Here is an 18926-nt window from a genome sequence, read left to right as displayed (position 1 = left end):
ACACGCGTATGCGCCTGCACAATCATCGTCTTGAACTTCTTAGTCCTGCCCGCGACGCCGGTATCGCTCGCGAAGCGATCCTTCACGGCGCCGATGCCGTTTACATCGGTGGACCTGGCTTTGGCGCCCGCCACAACGCCAGCAACAGTCTGAGCGATATCGCCGGGCTGGTGCCTTTCGCTCATCGCTTTGGCGCAAAGGTATTTGTGACGCTGAACACCATTCTGCATGACGATGAACTGGAGCCGGCGCAGCGGCTGATTACCGATCTCTACGACGCAGGCGTCGATGCGCTGATCGTCCAGGATATGGGGATCATGGAGCTGGATCTGCCGCCGATTGAGCTGCACGCCAGCACCCAGTGCGATATTCGCAGTGTGGAAAAAGCGAAGTTTCTCTCCGACGCCGGCTTCAGTCAGATCGTGCTGGCGCGCGAACTGAACCTCAGTCAAATCAAAGCCATTTACGACCACACTGACGCCACTATCGAATTCTTTATCCATGGCGCGCTGTGCGTGGCCTATTCCGGGCAGTGTTACATTTCGCACGCCCAGACCGGACGCAGCGCCAACCGCGGCGACTGCTCGCAGGCTTGCCGCTTGCCGTATACCCTGAAGGACGATCAGGGGCGGGTGGTGGCCTATGAGAAACATCTCCTGTCGATGAAGGATAACGATCAGACCGCCAACCTGGCGGCGCTGATCGACGCTGGCGTACGCTCCTTCAAAATTGAAGGCCGTTACAAAGACATGAGTTATGTGAAAAACATCACTGCGCACTACCGTCAAATGCTGGATGCCATTATCGAAGATCGCGGCGACCTGGCGCGCGCCTCGGCTGGACGCACCGAGCATTTCTTTATCCCGTCCACGGATAAAACCTTCCACCGGGGCAGCACTGACTACTTTGTTAATGCCCGCAAAGGCGATATCGGCGCCTTTGATTCGCCGAAATTTATCGGCCTGCCGGTGGGTGAAGTTCTGAAGGTAGGCAAAGACCACCTCGACGTTGAAGTCAGTGAACCGTTAACCAACGGCGATGGTCTCAACGTGATGATTAAGCGCGAAGTGGTGGGCTTCCGTGCTAATACCGTGGAAAAAACCGGCGAAAACCGTTATCGGGTATGGCCGAACGAGATGCCAGCGGATCTGCATAAAGTGCGCCCCCATCAGCCGCTCAACCGCAACCTCGATCATAACTGGCAACAGGCGCTGCTAAAGACCTCCAGCGAACGCCGCATCGCGGTAGATGTGACGTTGAGCGGCTGGCAGGAGCAGCTGGTTCTCACCATGACCTGTGAAGATGGCGTCAGCGTGACCCACACCCTTGACGGGGAGTTCGCCGAAGCTAACCAGGCGGAGAAAGCGTTGGCCAACCTGCGTGACGGTGTCACAAAACTGGGGCAAACCATTTACTATGCGCGCGAGGTGCAGGTTAATCTGCCGCCGCTGTTTGTGCCCAACAGCCTGCTCAACCAGCTGCGTCGGGAAACTGCGGAGATGCTGGATGAAGCGCGCCTCAACGCCTGGCAGCGCGGCACCCGCAAGCCGGTCTCCGTACCGCCGCCGGTCTACCCGGAGACCCATCTCTCCTTCCTCGCCAACGTCTATAACCACAAGGCGCGGGCGTTCTACCAGCGCTATGGCGTACAGCTGATCGACGCCGCCTATGAAGCGCACGAAGAGAAGGGCGATGTGCCGGTGATGATCACTAAGCATTGTCTGCGGTTCGCCTTCAACCTCTGCCCGAAGCAGGCGAAAGGCTCCATCAAGAGCTGGAAAGCCACGCCGATGCAGCTGATCCATGGCGATGAGGTCCTGACCCTGAAGTTTGACTGCCGTCCGTGCGAAATGCACGTGGTCGGCAAGATCAAAAACCATATCCTCAAAATGCCGCACCCGGGCAGCATTGTGGCCTCCGTCAGCCCGGACGATCTGATGAAGACGCTGCCGAAGCGCAAAGGGGCCTGATTCGAGTCGATGCTATTGGCAGGATGCCCGCGGTTTACGGTCGTCCTGCCAGCGGTGATGTTCGCGCAGGTCTGCGGCGGCCTCCTCGTGCTGGCTGCGAAGCTCATCGCTATCCGCTTCGTGCAGCAGCTGCTGTTCGAGACTTTGCACCGGAAAGTACTCATGTCCCTGACGATGGGCCAACAGATGCCCGGAAAATAATGCGCACAGCAACAGCAGGGCGCTTATGCTTCTCTTTAACATACCTTTTCTCGACGGAACAATGGCGTGGACATACTATGTCAGGCGCAATGCAGGCTTTTTTCCGGGCATCTCAAAGAACGGCAAGAGTTTGTCAACGATGGCTGACGAAGGATGAAAAAAGGCCTGACGCGGAAGGCCAGGCCAGAGTGTTACGCTTTCGGCGGCAGCGGTTTACCGCTGTGCTCGCTCCCTTTTGGCGGCTGCTTGCCGTTGTGCGGCGGTTGTTTACCATCGTGTTGCGGCTGTTTACCGTCGTGCTGCGGCTGTTTGCCGTCTCGTTGTGGCTGTTTGCTGTTGTATTGCGCTTGCTTACCTTCGTGTTGGCCGTTTTTCACCGGCGGTTTACCCTGATGCTGCGCGCCTTTTTCCGGCGGCGGCGGCGGGTTGTCGGCAGCAAAAGCCCATGACGACATTCCCAGCGTCATTACGGCGGAGAGTAAAGCTAACTTCTTCATAGCAATATCCTTTCTTCAGATGTATCGCCGTATTTCATCAGGCAAAAGTGAAGATAAGATGGAGAAGTCCCTTTTCGGACCTCTCTGCATCCACCCTCAGACTTTTAGCCCTGCGGCGGTCATCAGCAGGCGAAACAGCAGGCTTATGGCGGCCAGCGTCAGTACGCTACCTCCCCAGAGCGCGATCAGCCACAGCAGACGTTTAGGCCAGGCAGTACGCATCAGTGATATCCCTCCCCAGGCTGAACTTTGCCGCGGAACACGTAATAGCTCCAGCAGGTGTAGCCAAGAATGACCGGAATAATCAGCAGGGCGCCCACCAGCATAAAGCCCTGGCTTTGCGGGGGAGCGGCAGCCTGCCACAATGTGATGGCCGGCGGGATAATATGCGGCCAGATGCTGATCCCTAGTCCGCTGAAGCCGAGAAAGACCAGGCCCAGCGTCAGCGTGAAGGGCGAAACATGGCGGTCGCGCTGATGCAGCGTGCGCCACAGCCAGCCGCTAACGAGGATCACCAGCAGCGGTACCGGCAGCAGGAAATAGAGATTCGGCAGGCTGAACCAGCGGGCAGCAATCGCCGGGTGCGCCAGCGGAGTCCACAGGCTGATGACGGCAAACACCGCCAGCAGGGCACCCAGCAACTGCCGCGATGCGCTGCGCATTCTCTGCTGCAGCGCGCCTTCACTTTTCATCACCAGCCAGGTGGCGCCGAGCAGCGCATAGGCCACGCATAGTCCGAGTCCGCAGAACAGGCTGAACGGGGTCAGCCAGTCAAACATGCCGCCGCTGAAGGCGCGACCGCTGACGGTGAAACCGTTGATCACCGACCCGACCACCACGCCCTGGCTGAAGGTTGCCAGCAGGGAGCCGCCAAAAAAGGCGCGATCCCAGAATGGCCGGTGCGACGGCGTGGCCTGGAAGCGAAACTCAAAGGCGACGCCGCGAAAAATCAGGCCGATCAGCATCAGGGTCAGGGGGATCGACAGGGCGTCGATGATCACCGCGTAGGCGAGGGGAAAGGCGCCAAACAGGCCGGCGCCGCCGAGCACCAGCCAGGTTTCATTGCCATCCCATACCGGCGCGACGCTGTTGACCATTACGTCGCGATCCCCGCCGCCCCGCACCGTGCTGAACAGCAGGCCGATGCCCAGATCAAAGCCATCCATGACGATGTACATCAGCGTGGCAAAGACGATAATCACGAACCAGATCACCGATAATTCGATACCCATTAGCGGGACTCCTTCTGCAGATAACCTTCAGTGGCGGCGGACAGCGGGCGGGCTGGCGTACCGGTTGTCGCCGGGAGCATCTCCTGCGGCCCCTTGCGGATCAGGCGCAGCATATAGCTGTAGCCGACGCCGAAGACGGCGCTGTACACTACGATAAAGGTCAATAAACTGACCGACATATGCAGATCGCCATGAGCGGAAACGGCATCGGCGGTGCGCTGAACGCCATACACCACCCAGGGTTGGCGGCCCACCTCGGTGGTCACCCAGCCGGCGAGAATAGCGATCAGGCCGGATGGCCCCATCCATAGGGCAAAACGCAGAAACGGCCGCGAGTGGTATAGCCGGTCGCCGCGACGCAGCCACAGGGCCAGCACGCCCAGCAGCAGCATCAACATGCCCAGCCCGGCCATCAGGCGAAATGACCAGAACACCACAGTAGAATTCGGGCGCTCCTCAGGAGCGAACTCTTTCAACGCCGGCACCTGTTTATCAAGACTGTGGGTGAGGATCAGACTGCCCAGGGCCGGTATCTCAAGCCCGTAGCGGGTGCGCTCCTGGTCCATATCGGGCCAGCCAAACAGCAGCAACGGCGTTGGCTCACCCGGCGGATTTTCCCAGTGCCCCTCAATGGCGGCGATTTTCGCCGGCTGGTGCTTCAGGGTATTCAGGCCATGCATATCGCCGATCAGCGCCTGGACGGGGGCGACCAGCAGCGTCATCCATAGCGCCATCGAGAACATCTTACGGATCGCCGGCGACTGATTGCCGCGCAGCAGATGCCAGGCCGCCGAGGCGCCGACAAACAGCGCGCTACTGAGAAATGCCGCTACTGTCATATGCAATAATCGGTAGGGGAACGACGGATTAAAGATCACCGCCAGCCAGTCGACGGGCACGACCTGGCCATCAACGATCTCAAACCCCTGCGGGGTCTGCATCCAGCTGTTAGAGGCGAGGATCCAGAAGGTGGAGATGATAGTACCCAGCGCCACCATGCAGGTGGCGAAAAAGTGTAGCCCCGGCCCCACGCGGTTCCAGCCGAAAAGCATCACCCCGAGGAAGCCCGCTTCCAGAAAAAATGCCGTCAGGACTTCATAGGTCAGCAGAGGGCCGGTTATGCTGCCTGCAAACTGTGAGAAACCGCTCCAGTTGGTGCCGAACTGGTAGGCCATCACCAGCCCGGAAACGACCCCCATACCGAAGTTGACGGCGAAAATCTTCGACCAGAAATGGTACAGCGAGCGCCAGACGGGATTTTTGGTTTTTAGCCATAAGCCTTCGAGCACCGCCAGATAGCTGCCCAGTCCGATGGTAATGGCGGGGAAGATAATATGAAATGAGACCGTAAAAGCGAATTGAACTCGCGCCAGATGGAATGCATCAAGACCGAACATGCAGGACTCCACAACAAAATTGATTCAGCGCAATTTTAGGTGGGGTGACGACTGAGGGGCAGAGGCAGTCACGCCATTTTTTATCATAACAGTTGGCCGCTGTTATGATTTTTCAGCTGTTGCCAGGGCGAGAAAATATCCTTGCGCAACCTTGATTAATCCCTGCGGAAGGTGATTAGGCGTCTATTCCGCTGTCTGTCATATTATTGCTAACGGCTGGCTACGCGGCCCTGCCGCCGGTATGGCGTAGTCACCTGGTCGGCATAATATATCCTTACCACCCGCCGTAGCTCATATTTTGGCTTACGAAATCCGCCACGGATTTTTACTCTGATTTATTGTCACTCATTAGTATGAGAATAAGTAAAAACGCTGAGCCGGTTAATCGTAAATTAAATAATAATAAATTGTCGGCTCCGCGGCTAATTTGTACTGTATGAGCTCGGGAATAAATAAAAGGGAATGCCAATGTCTGAAAAAGGATTACAGAGTCTGTGCATTACGCTTGGCGTAATGATTATCTTCTGGTTTGTTTTAATCTCGCTATTCTGGGTGGTGATATTTTAAACCCATCCCGTGCTATCACGGCGACGCGGCCGCCGCTGCAGATATAACAGTTACAGGAAACTATGATTTTTTTATAACTGATATATGATAATGGGACGTTATCGTACGGGGACGGCCGCAATGAAAAAGTATCAACAGTTGGCGCAGCAACTGACCGAGCAGATCGCCCTTGGCGTCTGGTTGCCTGGCGATCGGCTGCCGTCGCTGCGCGAGCAGGTGATCAGCAGCGGCATGAGCTTTATGACCGTCAGCCATGCCTATCAGCTGCTGGAAAGCCAGGGGCGCATCGTCGCCCGTCCGCAGTCGGGTTATTATGTTGCCCCCCAGCCGGTGAAGCTCCGCCAGCCGGCGCCGCCTGCCCAGGTCACTCGCGATGAAGCCGTCGATATCAATACCTATATCTTTGAGGTGCTCCAGGCCAGCCGCCAGGCGTCGATGCTGCCCTTTGCCTCGGCCTTTCCGGACCCGCGTCTCTTCCCGCTGCAGCAGCTCAACCGCTCGCTGGCGCAGGTAAGTAAAACCGCCACCGCCATGAGCGTCATTGAGAATCTGCCGCCGGGCAATGCAGAACTCCGGCATGCCATTGCCCGTCGCTATGCCCTACAGGGGATGAACGTCTCGCCGGACGAGATCGTCATCACCGCCGGGGCGCTGGAGGCGCTTAACCTCAGCCTGCAGGCGGTGACCGAGCCGGGAGACTGGGTGGTGGTGGAAAACCCCTGCTTCTACGGCGCCCTGCAGGCGCTGGAGAGGCTGCGTTTGAAAGCATTGTCGGTAGCCACTGACGTCAGGGAAGGCATTGATCTGACGGCGCTGGAGGCGGCCCTGCAAAACTATCCGGTGAAGGCCTGCTGGCTGATGACCAACGGCCAGAATCCGCTCGGCTTCACCCTCAGCGCTGAAAAAAAAGCGGCGCTGGTGGCGCTGCTGACGCGCTATAACGTGATGTTGATCGAAGATGATGTCTACAGCGAGCTCTATTTTGGCCGCGAAAAGCCGTTACCGGCGAAGTTCTGGGATCGCCAGGAGATGACGCTGCACTGCAGCTCGTTCTCAAAATGTCTGGTACCCGGCTTTCGTATCGGCTGGGTGGCGGCCGGCAAACAGGCGCGGCGGATCCAGCAGCTCCAGCTGATGAGTACGCTTTCCACCAGTTCGCCGATGCAGTTAGCCCTGGTGGATTACCTGTCCACCAAGCGCTATGACGCCCACCTGCGCCGTCTACGTCGTCAGCTGGCGGAGCGTAAACAGCAGGCCTGGCAGGCGCTGCTGCGCCATCTGCCGCCGGAGGTCATCGTCCACCACAGCGACAGCGGCTACTTTCTGTGGATCGAACTACCGGAAGGGGCCGACGCTAGCGCACTTAGCGCCCGGGCGCTGGCGTCGCACATCAGCATTGCCCCAGGGAAAATGTTCTCCACCTCCGACAGCTGGACCTCGTTTTTCCGTTTTAATACCGCCTGGGGCTGGGGGGAACGCGAAGAGCAGGGGGTGAAGCGCCTGGGGGAGCTTATTCGCGAACAGCTTGCCTGACCCTGTCGTTTATTTTTCTCATCATAAACATTCTGCGAAAATAAGCGAAAGAGGATTTTTATCGAGGCCGGTCATTATTTTACCGGCGCTCACCATAGGAAATATGCATACCCCTCCTCATTCCCTAACTCGTTGTCTATAATCCATAAAGTCCTGCTTGTGTTGGCGATTTTTACGTAATGCGTCCCGGGTCACAACCTGAATAAATTCCCCTGGGGGCGTTAATCCGCTGACTACCCTTATTTCAGGAGATATTTTTACGGCACGGCTGCCGCTAATTCCTTTGTGACAGGAGTAACACCTGATGAGCAAAAAAATTGCCCGTTGCAGCCTTTATGTGCTGGGTATGGCTTGTTTGACCGTTCAGGCGGCAGAGCCGCTCACCTCGCTGGATAAACCGGAAGGGCGGCTCGATATTATTGCCTGGCCGGGATATATCGAACGCGGTCAGACCGACAAACAGTACGACTGGGTGAGTCAGTTCGAAAAGGACACCGGTTGCCAGGTTAATGTCAAAACCGCTGCCACCTCTGACGAGATGGTCAGTCTGATGGCCAAAGGCGGCTACGATCTGGTCACCGCCTCGGGTGATGCTTCGCTGCGCCTGATCATGGGCAAACGCGTGCAGCCGATCAACACGGCGCTGATTGCCGGCTGGGGCTCCCTTGATCCGCGTATTGCGAAGGGGGCGTGGTTTAACGTCGGCGGTAAAGTCTATGGCACGCCGTATCAGTGGGGGCCGAACCTGCTGATGTACAACACCCGCGTATTCCCGACGCCGCCGGACAGCTGGCGCGTGGTGTTCGTCAAGCAGGATCTACCGGATGGTAAAACCAACCAGGGGCGGGTGCAGGCCTATGATGGCCCGATCTATATCGCCGACGCCGCGCTGTTTGTCAAAGCCACCCAGCCGCAGCTGGGGATCGAAGACCCCTATCAACTGACCGAAACCCAGTACAACGCGGTGCTGAAAGTCCTGCGCGACCAGCAACCGCTGATCCATCGCTACTGGCATGACGCCACCGTACAGATGAACGACTTCAAAAACGAAGGGGTAGCCGCCTCCAGTTCGTGGCCCTATCAAGCCAACGGCCTGAAGGCGGAAGGCCAGCCGGTCGCCACCGTGTTCCCGAAGGAGGGGGTAACCGGCTGGGCGGATACCACCATGCTGCACAGCGAGGCGAAGCACCCGGTCTGCGCCTATAAATGGATGAACTGGTCGCTCACGCCGAAGGTGCAGGGCGATGTGGCGGCCTGGTTCGGTTCGCTGCCGGTGGTGCCTGAGGGCTGTAAAGCCAGCGCGCTGCTCGGTGATAAAGGCTGTGAGACCAACGGCTATGAGCAGTTTAACCGCATTCACTTCTGGAAAACGCCGGTTGCGGAAGGCGGGAAATACGTGCCCTATAGCCGCTGGACTCAGGACTATATTGCGATAATGGGCGGCCGCTAAGAATCGGAGGCAAACAATGACGTACGCGGTCGAGTTCCAGAATGTATCGCGCCTGTATGGCGATGTGCGGGCGGTGGATGGGGTTAGCATTGGCATACGCGATGGAGAATTTTTCTCGATGCTGGGTCCGTCCGGCTCGGGTAAAACCACCTGCCTGCGGCTGATTGCCGGTTTTGAGCAGCTCTCCGGCGGAACCATCCATATCTTTGGTCAGCCGGCCAGCGAACTGCCGCCCTGGCAGCGGGATGTGAATACCGTGTTCCAGGACTACGCGCTATTTCCCCACATGTCGATCCTTGACAACGTAGCTTACGGCCTGATGGTCAAAGGCATGGCGAAGAAAGCGCGCCATGCCCGCGCCCAGGAGGCGCTGGAGAAGGTGGCCCTTGGCTTTGCTCATCATCGCAAGCCCTCCCAGCTCTCCGGCGGCCAGCGGCAGCGGGTCGCGATTGCCCGGGCGCTGGTGAACCAGCCGCGGGTGCTGCTGCTCGATGAGCCGCTGGGCGCCCTGGATTTGAAACTACGCGAGCAGATGCAGGTGGAGCTGAAAAAGCTGCAGCAGTCGCTGGGGATCACCTTCATCTTCGTGACCCACGACCAGAGCGAAGCGCTGTCGATGTCGGATCGCGTGGCGGTGTTTAACAACGGGCGCATTGAGCAGGTGGATGCCCCGCAGGATCTCTATCTGCACCCCAGGACCGCGTTTGTGGCCGGTTTTGTCGGCACCGCCAACGTTTTTGCAGCCGAGGCGGCCCGACGATTGTGCGGGATGGCGGGCAGCTGGTCGCTGCGTCCGGAGCATGTTCGCCTGCAGGGCGGTGGCGAGGTGCAGGTGCAGGGTGTGGTGCAGGCGGTGCAGTATCAGGGGGCGGCGACGCGGATCGAGCTCCGCCTCGCGGATGGCGACAAACTGCTGGTCAGCCAGGCCAACATCGATGGCGCGGCGGCGGCCAGCGTTCCGCGAACCGGGCAAATAGTACAGGCGTCATGGTCGCGTTCGGCGATGACTCCGCTGGAAAGCGGAGGCTGAGATGACCATGGCAATAATTCCTGCGCAGACCGGGCGCATATCGGGGATCTTCTGGCGCCGACCGGCGCTGGGCCTGTTTTTACTGCTGCTCGGGCCGCTGATGTGGTTTGGCATCGTCTATCTGGGATCGCTGCTGACCCTGCTGTGGCAGAGCATTTATACCTTTGACGACTTCACCATGTCGGTGACCAGCGACTTCACGCTGGCTAACCTGCGGGCGCTGTTCAACCCTGCCAACTACGACATTATTGTGCGGACCCTGGTGATGGCGCTGTGCGTCACGCTGGCCAGCGCGCTGCTGGCGCTGCCGATGGCCTGGTATATGGCGCGCTACACCAGCGGCAAAATGAAGGCCTTCTTTTATATCGCGGTCATGCTACCAATGTGGGCCAGCTATATCGTCAAAGCCTATGCGTGGGTGCTGCTGCTGGCGAAAGATGGCGTGGCGCAGTGGTTCCTCGGTCATCTTGGACTGGAGGGGGCGCTGAACGCGCTGTTGAGCGTCCCGGCGGTCGGCGGCAATACCTTGTCCACCTCCGGCCTTGGACGCTTTCTGGTGTTCGTCTACATCTGGCTGCCGTTTATGATCCTGCCGGTGCAGGCGGCGCTGGAGCGTATTCCGGGATCGTTGCTACAGGCCTCGGCCGATCTGGGCGCGGCCCCGCGGCAGACCTTTCGCTACGTGGTGCTGCCGCTGGCCATTCCCGGCATCGCCGCTGGGTCGATCTTCACCTTTTCGCTGACGCTAGGCGACTTTATCGTGCCGCAGCTGGTGGGCCCGCCGGGATACTTTATCGGCAATATGGTTTACTCGCAGCAGGGGGCGATCGGCAATATGCCGATGGCGGCGGCGTTTACCCTGGTGCCTATCGTCTTGATTGCCCTCTATCTGGCGTTCGTGAAACGTCTGGGAGCCTTCGATGCACTCTGAACGTGCGCCCTGGTATCTGCGACTGGCGACCTGGGGCGGGGTGATATTCCTCCACTTTCCGCTGCTGATTATCGCCATCTATGCTTTTAATACGGAAGATGCAGCCTTTAGCTTTCCGCCGCAGGGGCTGACGCTGCGCTGGTTCAGCGAGGCGGCCGGGCGCAGCGACATTCTGCAGGCAGTGACACTGTCACTTAAGATCGCCGCCCTGTCGACCGCCATTGCCTTAGTGCTTGGCACGCTGGCTGCAGGAGCTCTGTGGCGCAGCGCCTTTTTTGGCAAAAATGCGGTGTCGCTAATGCTGCTGCTGCCTATCGCCCTGCCGGGGATCATTACCGGCCTGGCGCTCCTGACGGCGTTCAAAGCGGTCGGCCTTGAGCCTGGCCTGCTGACGATAGTGGTGGGGCACGCGACCTTCTGCGTGGTGGTGGTGTTTAACAACGTCATCGCCCGCTTCCGCCGGACTTCGTGGAGTATGGTGGAAGCCTCGATGGATTTAGGCGCTACCGGTTGGCAGACCTTTCGTTACGTAGTGCTGCCCAATCTGGGGTCGGCGCTGCTGGCGGGGGGAATGCTGGCATTCGCTCTGTCGTTTGATGAAATTATCGTTACCACTTTTACCGCGGGGCATGAACGCACCTTGCCGCTGTGGTTGCTGAATCAGCTGGGGCGGCCGCGAGATGTGCCCGTCACCAACGTTGTCGCGCTGTTGGTGATGCTGGTAACGACGATACCAATCTTAGGGGCCTGGTGGCTCACCCGCGACGGCGATAACGACGCCGGAAACGGGAAATAAAACCATGAAACAGGATAATGCTATGCAACACAACCTATTGATAAACGGTAAGTTAGTGGCAGGTGAAGGCGAGAAGGTTCCGGTATATAACCCTGCAACCGGCGAAGTGATCCTGGAGATTGCCGAAGCGACAGCGGCCCAGGTCGATGCCGCCGTTGAGGCGGCGGACCGGGCATTCGATGCCTGGAGTCAGACGACGCCGAAGACGCGTGCGGAATGTCTCCTGAAGCTGGCGGACGCCATCTCGGCGCAGGCTGAAACCCTGGCGCAGCTGGAGTCGCTGAACTGCGGCAAGCCGCTGCACTGCGTGATTAATGATGAAATGCCGGCCATCGCCGACGTCTTCCGCTTCTTCGCCGGCGCCGCTCGCTGCCTGCCGGGGATGGCGGCCGGAGAGTATCTCGAAGGGCATACCTCAATGATCCGCCGCGATCCGGTGGGCGTGGTGGCCTCCATCGCGCCGTGGAACTATCCGCTGATGATGGCGGCCTGGAAGCTGGCCCCGGCGCTGGCGGCGGGCAACTGCGTAGTGATAAAACCCTCGGAGATCACCCCGCTGACGGCGCTGAAGCTGGCGGAGCTGGCAAAAGATATCTTCCCGGAGGGGGTTATCAACGTGCTGTTTGGCCGCGGTAAAACGGTGGGCGACCCCTTGACCGCCCACGTTAAAGTGCGAATGGTCTCCCTGACCGGATCGATTGCCACCGGGGCCCATATCATCGGCCATACCGCCTCGTCGATTAAACGCACCCACATGGAGCTGGGCGGTAAGGCGCCAGTGATCGTTTTTGACGATGCGGACATCGATGCGGTGGTGGATGGGGTGCGGACCTTCGGTTTTTACAACGCCGGCCAGGACTGCACGGCCGCCTGCCGGATCTACGCCCAGCAGGGTATCTATGACCAGCTGGTGGAGAAACTTGGGGCGGCGGTGGCCAGCCTGAAAATGGGGGCGCCGGAGGACGCTGCCACCGAACTGGGTCCGCTGAGCTCGCTGGCCCATCTTGAGCGCGTTAGCGCGGCGGTGGAAGCCGCAAGGGCGCTGCCGCACATTAAAGTGGTCACCGGCGGCAGTCGGGCTGACGGCGCGGGCTATTACTTCCAGCCGACGCTGCTCGCCGGCGCCCGGCAGGAAGACGCTATTGTCCAGCGCGAAGTGTTTGGTCCGGTAGTCAGCGTGACGCCTTTCAGCGATGAAGCGCAGGCCCTGAGCTGGGCGAATGACTCTCAGTATGGCCTGGCCTCCTCGGTATGGACGAAAGATGTCGGTCGCGCCCATCGTCTTAGCGCCAGGCTGCAGTACGGCTGCACCTGGGTCAATACCCACTTTATGCTGGTCAGCGAAATGCCGCACGGTGGCCAGAAGCTGTCAGGCTACGGCAAGGACATGTCGATGTATGGCCTTGAGGATTATACCGTGGTCCGCCATGTGATGGTTAAGCATAGCTAAAGGATTAACCATTTAGTGCCAGGCGACTATTGCGCGATGGGTGTGTTAGGCCGCTAATAGTCACAATGGCAAAAATTGTCAAAACTCAACCCAGGGGATATGAGATTATTCTGATGCCCCTTCAAGAGCTAAGCCATCATGAGTGCCGGAGATAAGCGCCGGATGGGGTCCGCCAGTCACCCTGGGCGCACAGCGCCCGGCGGGTGGGGCGGCAACATCGCGGTTCGCGACCGAATTGCGGCCCCTGTCTGTCGGCAGGGGCTTTTTTGTGCTCGCAGAAGAGCGAAGAGATGAGCCGGCCAGTCGCGCCGGGGTAACGAGAATACTGCTTTAATTACTTTCAGCGCTTGGTTTTTTTGCTGGGCAGGCTGGCGCTGCGCCGGTCACGAATGTAGGAAATAAGATTATACACCGCCGCGACCAGCAGGATTAGCGCGATGACCAGCGTGATGATTCCGGACATATCCACCTCGAAATTCACAGCGCGAACTGCGCTAAAGCATTACCAATGGTTATGAATGTAAGTATTATCTGACGCGAAGGCAAATGATATTTGTTGTCATTTAGCGCTATTTCTGGCTCTTATCCGTGATGACGGAGATGAAGAGGTTATGTTACAACGGCTTGCCATCGCCATTTATCTTCTTACGATGACGGCCCGCGCGATATATTGCGCCTGTGGCGAAGGCGGCGATCCTTTTCCCCTTGCCGACGGCGAAATATTTTCCTTATTAGCGAAATTAACTCCCCTGAACAGAAAGTATTTCACGGCTAGAGATAAGCTTTTAATATTTACGGTTATCGCATGATATTTGTTCTGAATATTTTATAGCCCTGAGGCAGAGGCAAATACCGGATGCCGCCCGGTAGCGCGCCCCGGGTTTGACTTTCCGCCGCCGCTCATGCGATCATTTAGGGCATATTAGGTTTTGACGTTGATGTCGCTGTGAAAATTTTTGCTTTTATTCTGCTGGCTATCGGCGCTGTGGCGCTGAGCTATGGTAATGCCCCGGCGAAACGAATCCAAAGCTGTGAGAAGATGGGCGTAGGGCAGGCCGTCTGCGCCGCCGCCGAATGGGATAGTGAAAAAGTCAATGTACTGCCGCGCTATAACCCCAGTCTTAATAAGGTAATAGCTGCCGCGCAGTTAGCCCCCGCCGCCCGACAGCAAGATAATAACTCTGTTGTTCGCGCGTAAAAAAGCAGCCTTCGGGGCTGCTTTTTTAGGTTTCGTTGCTGAATTAAATGATTAAAACCAGCCAAATCTTACGGACAGCAGGCTGATAAGCGCGAACGCGGCGCAGACATTAATCATAACGACGGTTTTACTGGAGACATCCATAGCGCCACCCTAATGAGTAAGTCCTAAAGGTATAGTACGGCGCCAGCGGTTGCGCTATCAGATTAAGACGAATCAGGCTTTATTCTGAATATTCAGCCCGTTTCTGATTTTGTTATACAGGTATCTCTGAATCACGACGTCATGGCAGATAATCATCCCACCATGGAGCGCCCCTCAGGGAAGGAAAAAGTAAGAATGACGTTATATCAAAAAATGTTGGTGTTTTACGCCATTATGGGCGTGATATGCGCCGTGATTAGCTGGTTTTTAACCAAAGAGAGCCGGATGATCCGCCTGCTGGCGGCCCTGCTGATCGGCGCCACCTGGCCGTTCAGCTTCCCGATGGCGCTGCTCGTCTCGCTGTTTTAACCCTCAGGCGCTAGACGGCAGAAAAGGGTAGCACAAAGGATAAGGTTACTGTATAAAAAACCAGTAACCTTATCATGGAGGCATACAGGTGAACGGTTTTTATTCGTCCGTCGCTGGCGCCACGCTGCGCTGGCACGATTTCCCGGGAGATGGCCTTCCGGTGGTGTTTATCCACGGCCTTGGCTGCGCGTCATCCTACGATTATCCCCGCATTGCCAGCGATCCCGCGCTCCGCGAACGGCGCAAAATACTCATCGATCTGCCGGGCTTCGGCTATAGCGATAAACCGCGCGTGTTTAGTTACAACATACATGAACAGGCTTTAGTTTTGGAGCAGTTCCTCAGCCACCTGCGCCTGCAGCGCTTCGCGCTGTTCGGGCATAGCATGGGAGGGAGCATCGCCATCGAAGCGGCGGGGCTACTGGGCGAGCGGGTGACCACGCTGCTGGTCTCGGAACCCAATCTGTTCGCCGGCGGCGGCGAGTACAGCAGGCGCATTGCGGCGCAGTCAGAGTCAGCCTTTGTCGCTGACGGCTATGCCCGGCTGCTGGCGGAGGAGCGCTCGCCGTGGGCGGGTTGTTTACAAAACAGCGCCCCCTGGGCCGTCTGGCGGGCCGCCAGCAGCCTGATATGCGGCAGCGACACGCCCTGGTTTACCCAGCTATGCCAGCTGCGCTGCCAGAAAATGCTGATCGTCGGAGAGCGGTCGCTCCCTTATGCGGATAGCGACCTCGTTCAGGCACAAGGGATCCCGGTCGGCATCGTGCCCCATGCCGGACACTCGATGGCGTGGGAAAACCCGCAGGGGCTGGCGCAGCTTATCGCCAGCCATAGTTAAGAGGCGCTGGGCCTCAGAAGGGAAGCTCGCGGGGCTGGGTCTGGATCGTTATCCAGCGCAGCTCGGTGAATTCCGCGATCCCGGCCCGGCCGCCAAAGCGGCCATAGCCGGAGGCTTTGCAGCCGCCAAACGGCATTTGCGCCTCATCATGCACCGTTGGGCCATTGATATGGCAAATCCCGGTATGCAGACGTTGCGCTACGTTCCACGCTCTGGCGCTGTCGCGGCTGTAGACCGCAGCGGAAAGACCGTACTCACTGTCGTTGGCCACCGCCAGCGCCTCCTCTTCGCTATGAACGCGAATAATCGCTTTCACCGGACCGAAGGACTCTTCACGCCACAGCCGCATCTCGCGGGTCACGCCGTCCAGCAGGGTCGGGCTCATATGGGTATCGTTGGCTTTACCACCGGTCAGCAGGCGAGCGCCTTTCGCTAACGCATCGTCAATGAGCGCGTTGCAGCGGGCGATGGTGTTCATATCGACAACCGGGCCCGTGAGGGCGGCAGGCAGGGCGGCGGCGCGCCTGGCCAGCAGCGGGATAAACGCCTCCGCTACGGCATTGTCGACAATAATGCGCTCGGTGGACATGCAGATCTGCCCGGCGTTGGCGAAGGCGCCAAAAACAGCGCCCGCCGCCGCTTGCTCAATATCAGCATCGTCCAGCACCAGCAGGGGCGCTTTTCCACCGAGCTCGAGCACCGCTGGTTTCAGATACTGTCCGCAGGTGCGGGCGATAATGCGTCCCACCGGTGTGGAGCCGGTAAAGTTAACGCGCCGCACAGCCGGGTGGGCGATCAGCGATTCCACCAGCGCCGGCGCATCTTCAGGCGCACAGGTAAGATAGTTCACCACGCCCGGCGGGAAGCCCGCCGCGTCAAGGGCGTCGATAATCAGTCCCTGAGCGGCGGGGGAAAGTTCGGCGCCCTTAAGGATCACCGTGTTGCCACAGGCCAGCGGCGTCGCCAGGGCCCGGGTGGCCAGAATCAGCGGCGCGTTCCACGGCGCCATGCCCAGCACCACTCCCGCCCCCTGGCGGACGCCCATCGCCAGGTTACCCGGCACGTTGGACGGAATTATTTGCCCTTCAATCTGGGTGGTCAGCGCCGCCGCTTCACGCAGAATATCTGCCGCCAGATGAACGTTAAATCCGGCCCAGTGCGCGGTCGCGCCGGTCTCCGCGGCCATGGCGGCGATAAATTTCGCCTCCCGCAACAGCATCTGTTCCGCCGCCTCGAGCAGTAAGCGACGTCGTTCCGCCGGCGCAGTATCGCGCCACAGCGGAAAGGCGCAGGCCGCGGCTTCGACGCAGCGTTTGCCGTCGGCGAGGCTGGCGGCAGCGGCCACCGAGGCTGCCTCATCGTGGGCCGGGTGGCGTCGGGTAAAGGTGCGGCGGCCTTCGGCATCGTGCCACTGGCCGTCAATGTACAGATTGCAGGTGATTGTCATGGTGGAAACCTCTTGTTCTGCGGTTCCCCCAGTGTACCGGGCGGCACTGACGGGAAGCGTGAGCCGGGCGGTTATCGCACATTTTTTTGCAGGAATTTTGTGTGGCTCACAACATCCCGAAGCCCTCTGGCGTAAAAAGCAGCGCAACGTCGATTAAACCACCAAATTCCACGCGTTTTGCATAAGGTGATAGCCATTGATTATTTGCCGCCGTCAGGCGGCTGTGCTGTTATTACTGTTCTTATAATCAATAATCAGGACTTATAACCATGTCTACAGGGAAAACCACGCTGGCGCTGCTGCTGAGCGCACTGCTGCCGGCCGGCGCCGCCTGGGCCGCAGGCAATGACACTCTGGTCTACTGCTCAGAAGCCTCTCCGGAGTCCTTCAATCCGCAGATCGCCAGCTCCGGTCCGTCGTTCGTCGCCAGCTCGCAGGTACTGTATAACCGTCTGGTGAGCTTTGACCCGGTGAAAAATACGCCGATCCCGTCGCTGGCCACCGAGTGGCACGTCTCTGAGGATGGCAAAACCTGGACCTTTACTCTGCGTCAGGGGGTGAAGTTCAACAGCAACAAATTCTTCAAACCGACCCGCGATTTTAACGCCGACGACGTTCTGTTCTCCGTGCTGCGCCAGATGGATCCTCAGCATCCTTATCACAAGGTGTCGCAGGGGAACTATGAATACTTCCACGACGTGGGCCTCGATAAGCTGATTAAATCGGTGAAAAAGGTGGATGATTACCATGTCCAGTTCGAGCTCAACGAGCCGAACGCGGCGTTTCTTGCCGACTGGGGCATGGACTTCGCCTCTATTCTGTCGGCAGAGTATGGTGAGGCGATGCTGAAGAAAGGAACGCCGGAAAACGTTGATAACTGGCCTGTCGGTACCGGGCCGTATGCGCTGCAGCAGTATAAAGTGGATTCGCAAATCCGCTATATTGCCAATCCCCACTACTGGGAAGGCGAGGTACCGACCAAGCACTTAATCTTCTCCATTACGCCGAACGTCGAGACCCGTCTGGCGAAACTGCAGACCAACGAGTGCCAGATTATTCCCGCGCCGTCGCCGGTACAGTTCCCGGTGATTAAGGGCAATAAAGATCTGGCGCTGCATGCGATTGAGGCGCTGAACGTCGGCTATCTGGCGTTTAACACCGAGAAAAAACCGTTTGATAATGTGCTGGTGCGCCAGGCGTTAAACTACGCTACCGACAAGCAGGCGATCGTCAAGGCGGTATTCCTCGATTCCGGCAGCGTGGCGAAATCACCGATCCCGTCGACGATGCTCGGGTATAAGAAAGATCTCCCGGACTATGACTACGATCCGCAGAAAGCCAAAGCGCTGCTCAAGCAGGCGGGTCTGGAGCAAGGCGCGGAAGTGACCCTGTGGTCAATGCCGGTCCAGCGCCCCTACAACCCAAACTCAAAACGCATTGCCGAAATGATCCAAAACGACTGGGCGAAAGTGGGGGTGAAAGCCAAAATTGTCAGCTATGAATGGGGCGAATACCTTGCCGGTATGCGTAAAGGGGAGCACGACAGCGCCCTGTATGGCTGGATGTCGGACAACGGCGATCCGGACAACTTTGCTGGCACATTGCTCAGCTGTGATAATATCCAGACCGGCTCCAACGCCGCCCGCTGGTGTGATAAATCCTATGACGCGCTGGTAAAGAAAGCGCTGTTGGTGAGCGATCCGCAGGCGCGGGCCAAACTCTACGAACAGGCGCAGGAGATTTTTTATCAGCAGGCGCCATGGATCACCCTGGCGACCGGTAAAACCTTCTATGCGACGCGCAGCAACGTCAGCGGCTACACCGTCAGCATGATGGGGAGCGATTTTTCCAAAGCGAAGCTGAATTAAGCGAAAGG

General features: G+C 58.4%; 20 protein-coding genes. 12 read left to right on the top strand and 8 right to left on the bottom strand.

Going from position 1 to position 18926, the window contains the following annotated elements; genetic code table 11:
• Nucleotides 1-8 precede the first annotated feature (8 nt).
• On the top strand, nt 9-1970 hold the full coding sequence (locus HMPREF3140_RS20625) for a peptidase U32 family protein (protein WP_002907469.1): 1962 nt from the start codon (nt 9-11) through the stop codon (nt 1968-1970).
• Nucleotides 1971-1982: 12 nt separating this feature from the next.
• On the opposite strand, the gene HMPREF3140_RS28425 is transcribed toward HMPREF3140_RS20625, so the two are convergent.
• From HMPREF3140_RS28425 to HMPREF3140_RS20600, 5 genes are all read right to left on the bottom strand, one after another.
• Nucleotides 1983-2213, bottom strand: a complete 231-nt coding sequence (locus HMPREF3140_RS28425; protein ID WP_004143781.1) for a DUF2554 family protein — start codon at nt 2211-2213, stop codon at nt 1983-1985.
• 149 nt (nt 2214-2362) lie between these two features.
• The gene (locus HMPREF3140_RS20615; RefSeq protein ID WP_029602933.1) at nt 2363-2668 is read right to left on the bottom strand and encodes a hypothetical protein; all 306 of its coding nucleotides are present in this window, start codon (nt 2666-2668) and stop codon (nt 2363-2365) included.
• Between the two features lie 96 nt (nt 2669-2764).
• Nucleotides 2765-2890: a DUF2474 domain-containing protein gene (locus tag HMPREF3140_RS20610; RefSeq protein WP_004180143.1), complete on the bottom strand. Its 126-nt coding sequence runs from the start codon at nt 2888-2890 to the stop codon at nt 2765-2767.
• Nucleotides 2890-3900 carry a cytochrome d ubiquinol oxidase subunit II gene (gene cydB / locus HMPREF3140_RS20605; RefSeq protein WP_002907458.1) on the bottom strand — a complete coding sequence of 337 codons (1011 nt, stop codon included), beginning with the start codon at nt 3898-3900 and terminating at the stop codon, nt 2890-2892. The genes HMPREF3140_RS20610 and cydB overlap by 1 nt, the downstream gene beginning before the upstream one ends.
• Complete coding sequence (locus HMPREF3140_RS20600) at nt 3900-5297, bottom strand: cytochrome ubiquinol oxidase subunit I (RefSeq protein WP_070553085.1); 1398 nt, start codon at nt 5295-5297, stop codon at nt 3900-3902. The genes cydB and HMPREF3140_RS20600 overlap by 1 nt, the downstream gene beginning before the upstream one ends.
• A 687-nt stretch (nt 5298-5984) precedes the next feature.
• On the opposite strand from HMPREF3140_RS20600, the gene HMPREF3140_RS20595 reads away from it, so the two are divergent.
• From HMPREF3140_RS20595 to patD, 6 genes are all read left to right on the top strand, one after another.
• Nucleotides 5985-7397 (top strand): aminotransferase-like domain-containing protein, encoded by a 1413-nt coding sequence (locus HMPREF3140_RS20595; protein ID WP_004898563.1) that lies wholly within the window; start codon nt 5985-5987, stop codon nt 7395-7397.
• 304 nt (nt 7398-7701) lie between these two features.
• Nucleotides 7702-8847, top strand: a complete 1146-nt coding sequence (ydcS, locus tag HMPREF3140_RS20590) for a putative ABC transporter substrate-binding protein YdcS (RefSeq protein WP_002907384.1) — start codon at nt 7702-7704, stop codon at nt 8845-8847.
• A gap of 16 nt (nt 8848-8863) precedes the next feature.
• On the top strand, nt 8864-9877 hold the full coding sequence (locus tag HMPREF3140_RS20585) for an ABC transporter ATP-binding protein (RefSeq protein WP_004151215.1): 1014 nt from the start codon (nt 8864-8866) through the stop codon (nt 9875-9877).
• 1 nt (nt 9878) lies between these two features.
• Nucleotides 9879-10808, top strand: a complete 930-nt coding sequence (locus HMPREF3140_RS20580; RefSeq protein WP_004189770.1) for an ABC transporter permease — start codon at nt 9879-9881, stop codon at nt 10806-10808.
• Nucleotides 10798-11604 (top strand): ABC transporter permease, encoded by an 807-nt coding sequence (locus HMPREF3140_RS20575; protein WP_032411591.1) that lies wholly within the window; start codon nt 10798-10800, stop codon nt 11602-11604. Before HMPREF3140_RS20580 ends, HMPREF3140_RS20575 begins: the two co-directional genes overlap by 11 nt.
• Nucleotides 11605-11626: 22 nt before the next feature.
• Nucleotides 11627-13054, top strand: coding sequence for an aminobutyraldehyde dehydrogenase (patD, locus tag HMPREF3140_RS20570; RefSeq protein WP_004175939.1), 1428 nt, complete (start codon nt 11627-11629; stop codon nt 13052-13054).
• A gap of 340 nt (nt 13055-13394) precedes the next feature.
• On the opposite strand, the gene HMPREF3140_RS28420 is transcribed toward patD, so the two are convergent.
• Nucleotides 13395-13517 (bottom strand): small membrane protein, encoded by a 123-nt coding sequence (locus tag HMPREF3140_RS28420; RefSeq protein WP_004175940.1) that lies wholly within the window; start codon nt 13515-13517, stop codon nt 13395-13397.
• A 148-nt stretch (nt 13518-13665) separates the two neighbouring features.
• Between HMPREF3140_RS28420 and HMPREF3140_RS20560 the strand changes: the two genes are divergently transcribed.
• Entirely contained in the window at nt 13666-13863 is a 198-nt protein-coding gene (locus tag HMPREF3140_RS20560; protein ID WP_004189776.1) for a hypothetical protein, read from the top strand.
• Nucleotides 13864-14000: 137 nt separating this feature from the next.
• Nucleotides 14001-14252 carry a hypothetical protein gene (locus tag HMPREF3140_RS20555; RefSeq protein ID WP_002906893.1) on the top strand — a complete coding sequence of 84 codons (252 nt, stop codon included), beginning with the start codon at nt 14001-14003 and terminating at the stop codon, nt 14250-14252.
• 51 nt (nt 14253-14303) lie between these two features.
• Here the strand turns inward: HMPREF3140_RS20555 and yncL are convergent, their stop codons facing one another.
• Complete coding sequence (gene yncL, locus HMPREF3140_RS20550; RefSeq protein WP_002906891.1) at nt 14304-14396, bottom strand: stress response membrane protein YncL; 93 nt, start codon at nt 14394-14396, stop codon at nt 14304-14306.
• A gap of 195 nt (nt 14397-14591) precedes the next feature.
• Between yncL and HMPREF3140_RS20545 the strand changes: the two genes are divergently transcribed.
• A complete protein-coding gene (locus tag HMPREF3140_RS20545; RefSeq protein ID WP_002906888.1) occupies nt 14592-14765 on the top strand; it encodes a GhoT/OrtT family toxin in 174 nt (57 codons plus the stop codon).
• An 88-nt stretch (nt 14766-14853) separates the two neighbouring features.
• Nucleotides 14854-15603, top strand: a complete 750-nt coding sequence (locus HMPREF3140_RS20540) for an alpha/beta fold hydrolase (RefSeq protein ID WP_004891556.1) — start codon at nt 14854-14856, stop codon at nt 15601-15603.
• A 13-nt stretch (nt 15604-15616) separates the two neighbouring features.
• Here the strand turns inward: HMPREF3140_RS20540 and HMPREF3140_RS20535 are convergent, their stop codons facing one another.
• A complete protein-coding gene (locus HMPREF3140_RS20535) occupies nt 15617-17050 on the bottom strand; it encodes an aldehyde dehydrogenase (protein WP_021466034.1) in 1434 nt (477 codons plus the stop codon).
• Nucleotides 17051-17319: 269 nt separating this feature from the next.
• Between HMPREF3140_RS20535 and HMPREF3140_RS20525 the strand changes: the two genes are divergently transcribed.
• Complete coding sequence (locus HMPREF3140_RS20525) at nt 17320-18918, top strand: ABC transporter substrate-binding protein (RefSeq protein ID WP_009484786.1); 1599 nt, start codon at nt 17320-17322, stop codon at nt 18916-18918.
• The last annotated feature ends 8 nt before the right edge of the window (nt 18919-18926 follow it).

The sequence above is a fragment of the Klebsiella sp. HMSC16A12 genome, assembly GCF_001808265.1.
Classification (GTDB): domain Bacteria; phylum Pseudomonadota; class Gammaproteobacteria; order Enterobacterales; family Enterobacteriaceae; genus Klebsiella; species Klebsiella pneumoniae.
Note: the sequence above shows the minus strand (reverse complement) of the source record. Positions and strands in the feature narration are given on the sequence as shown.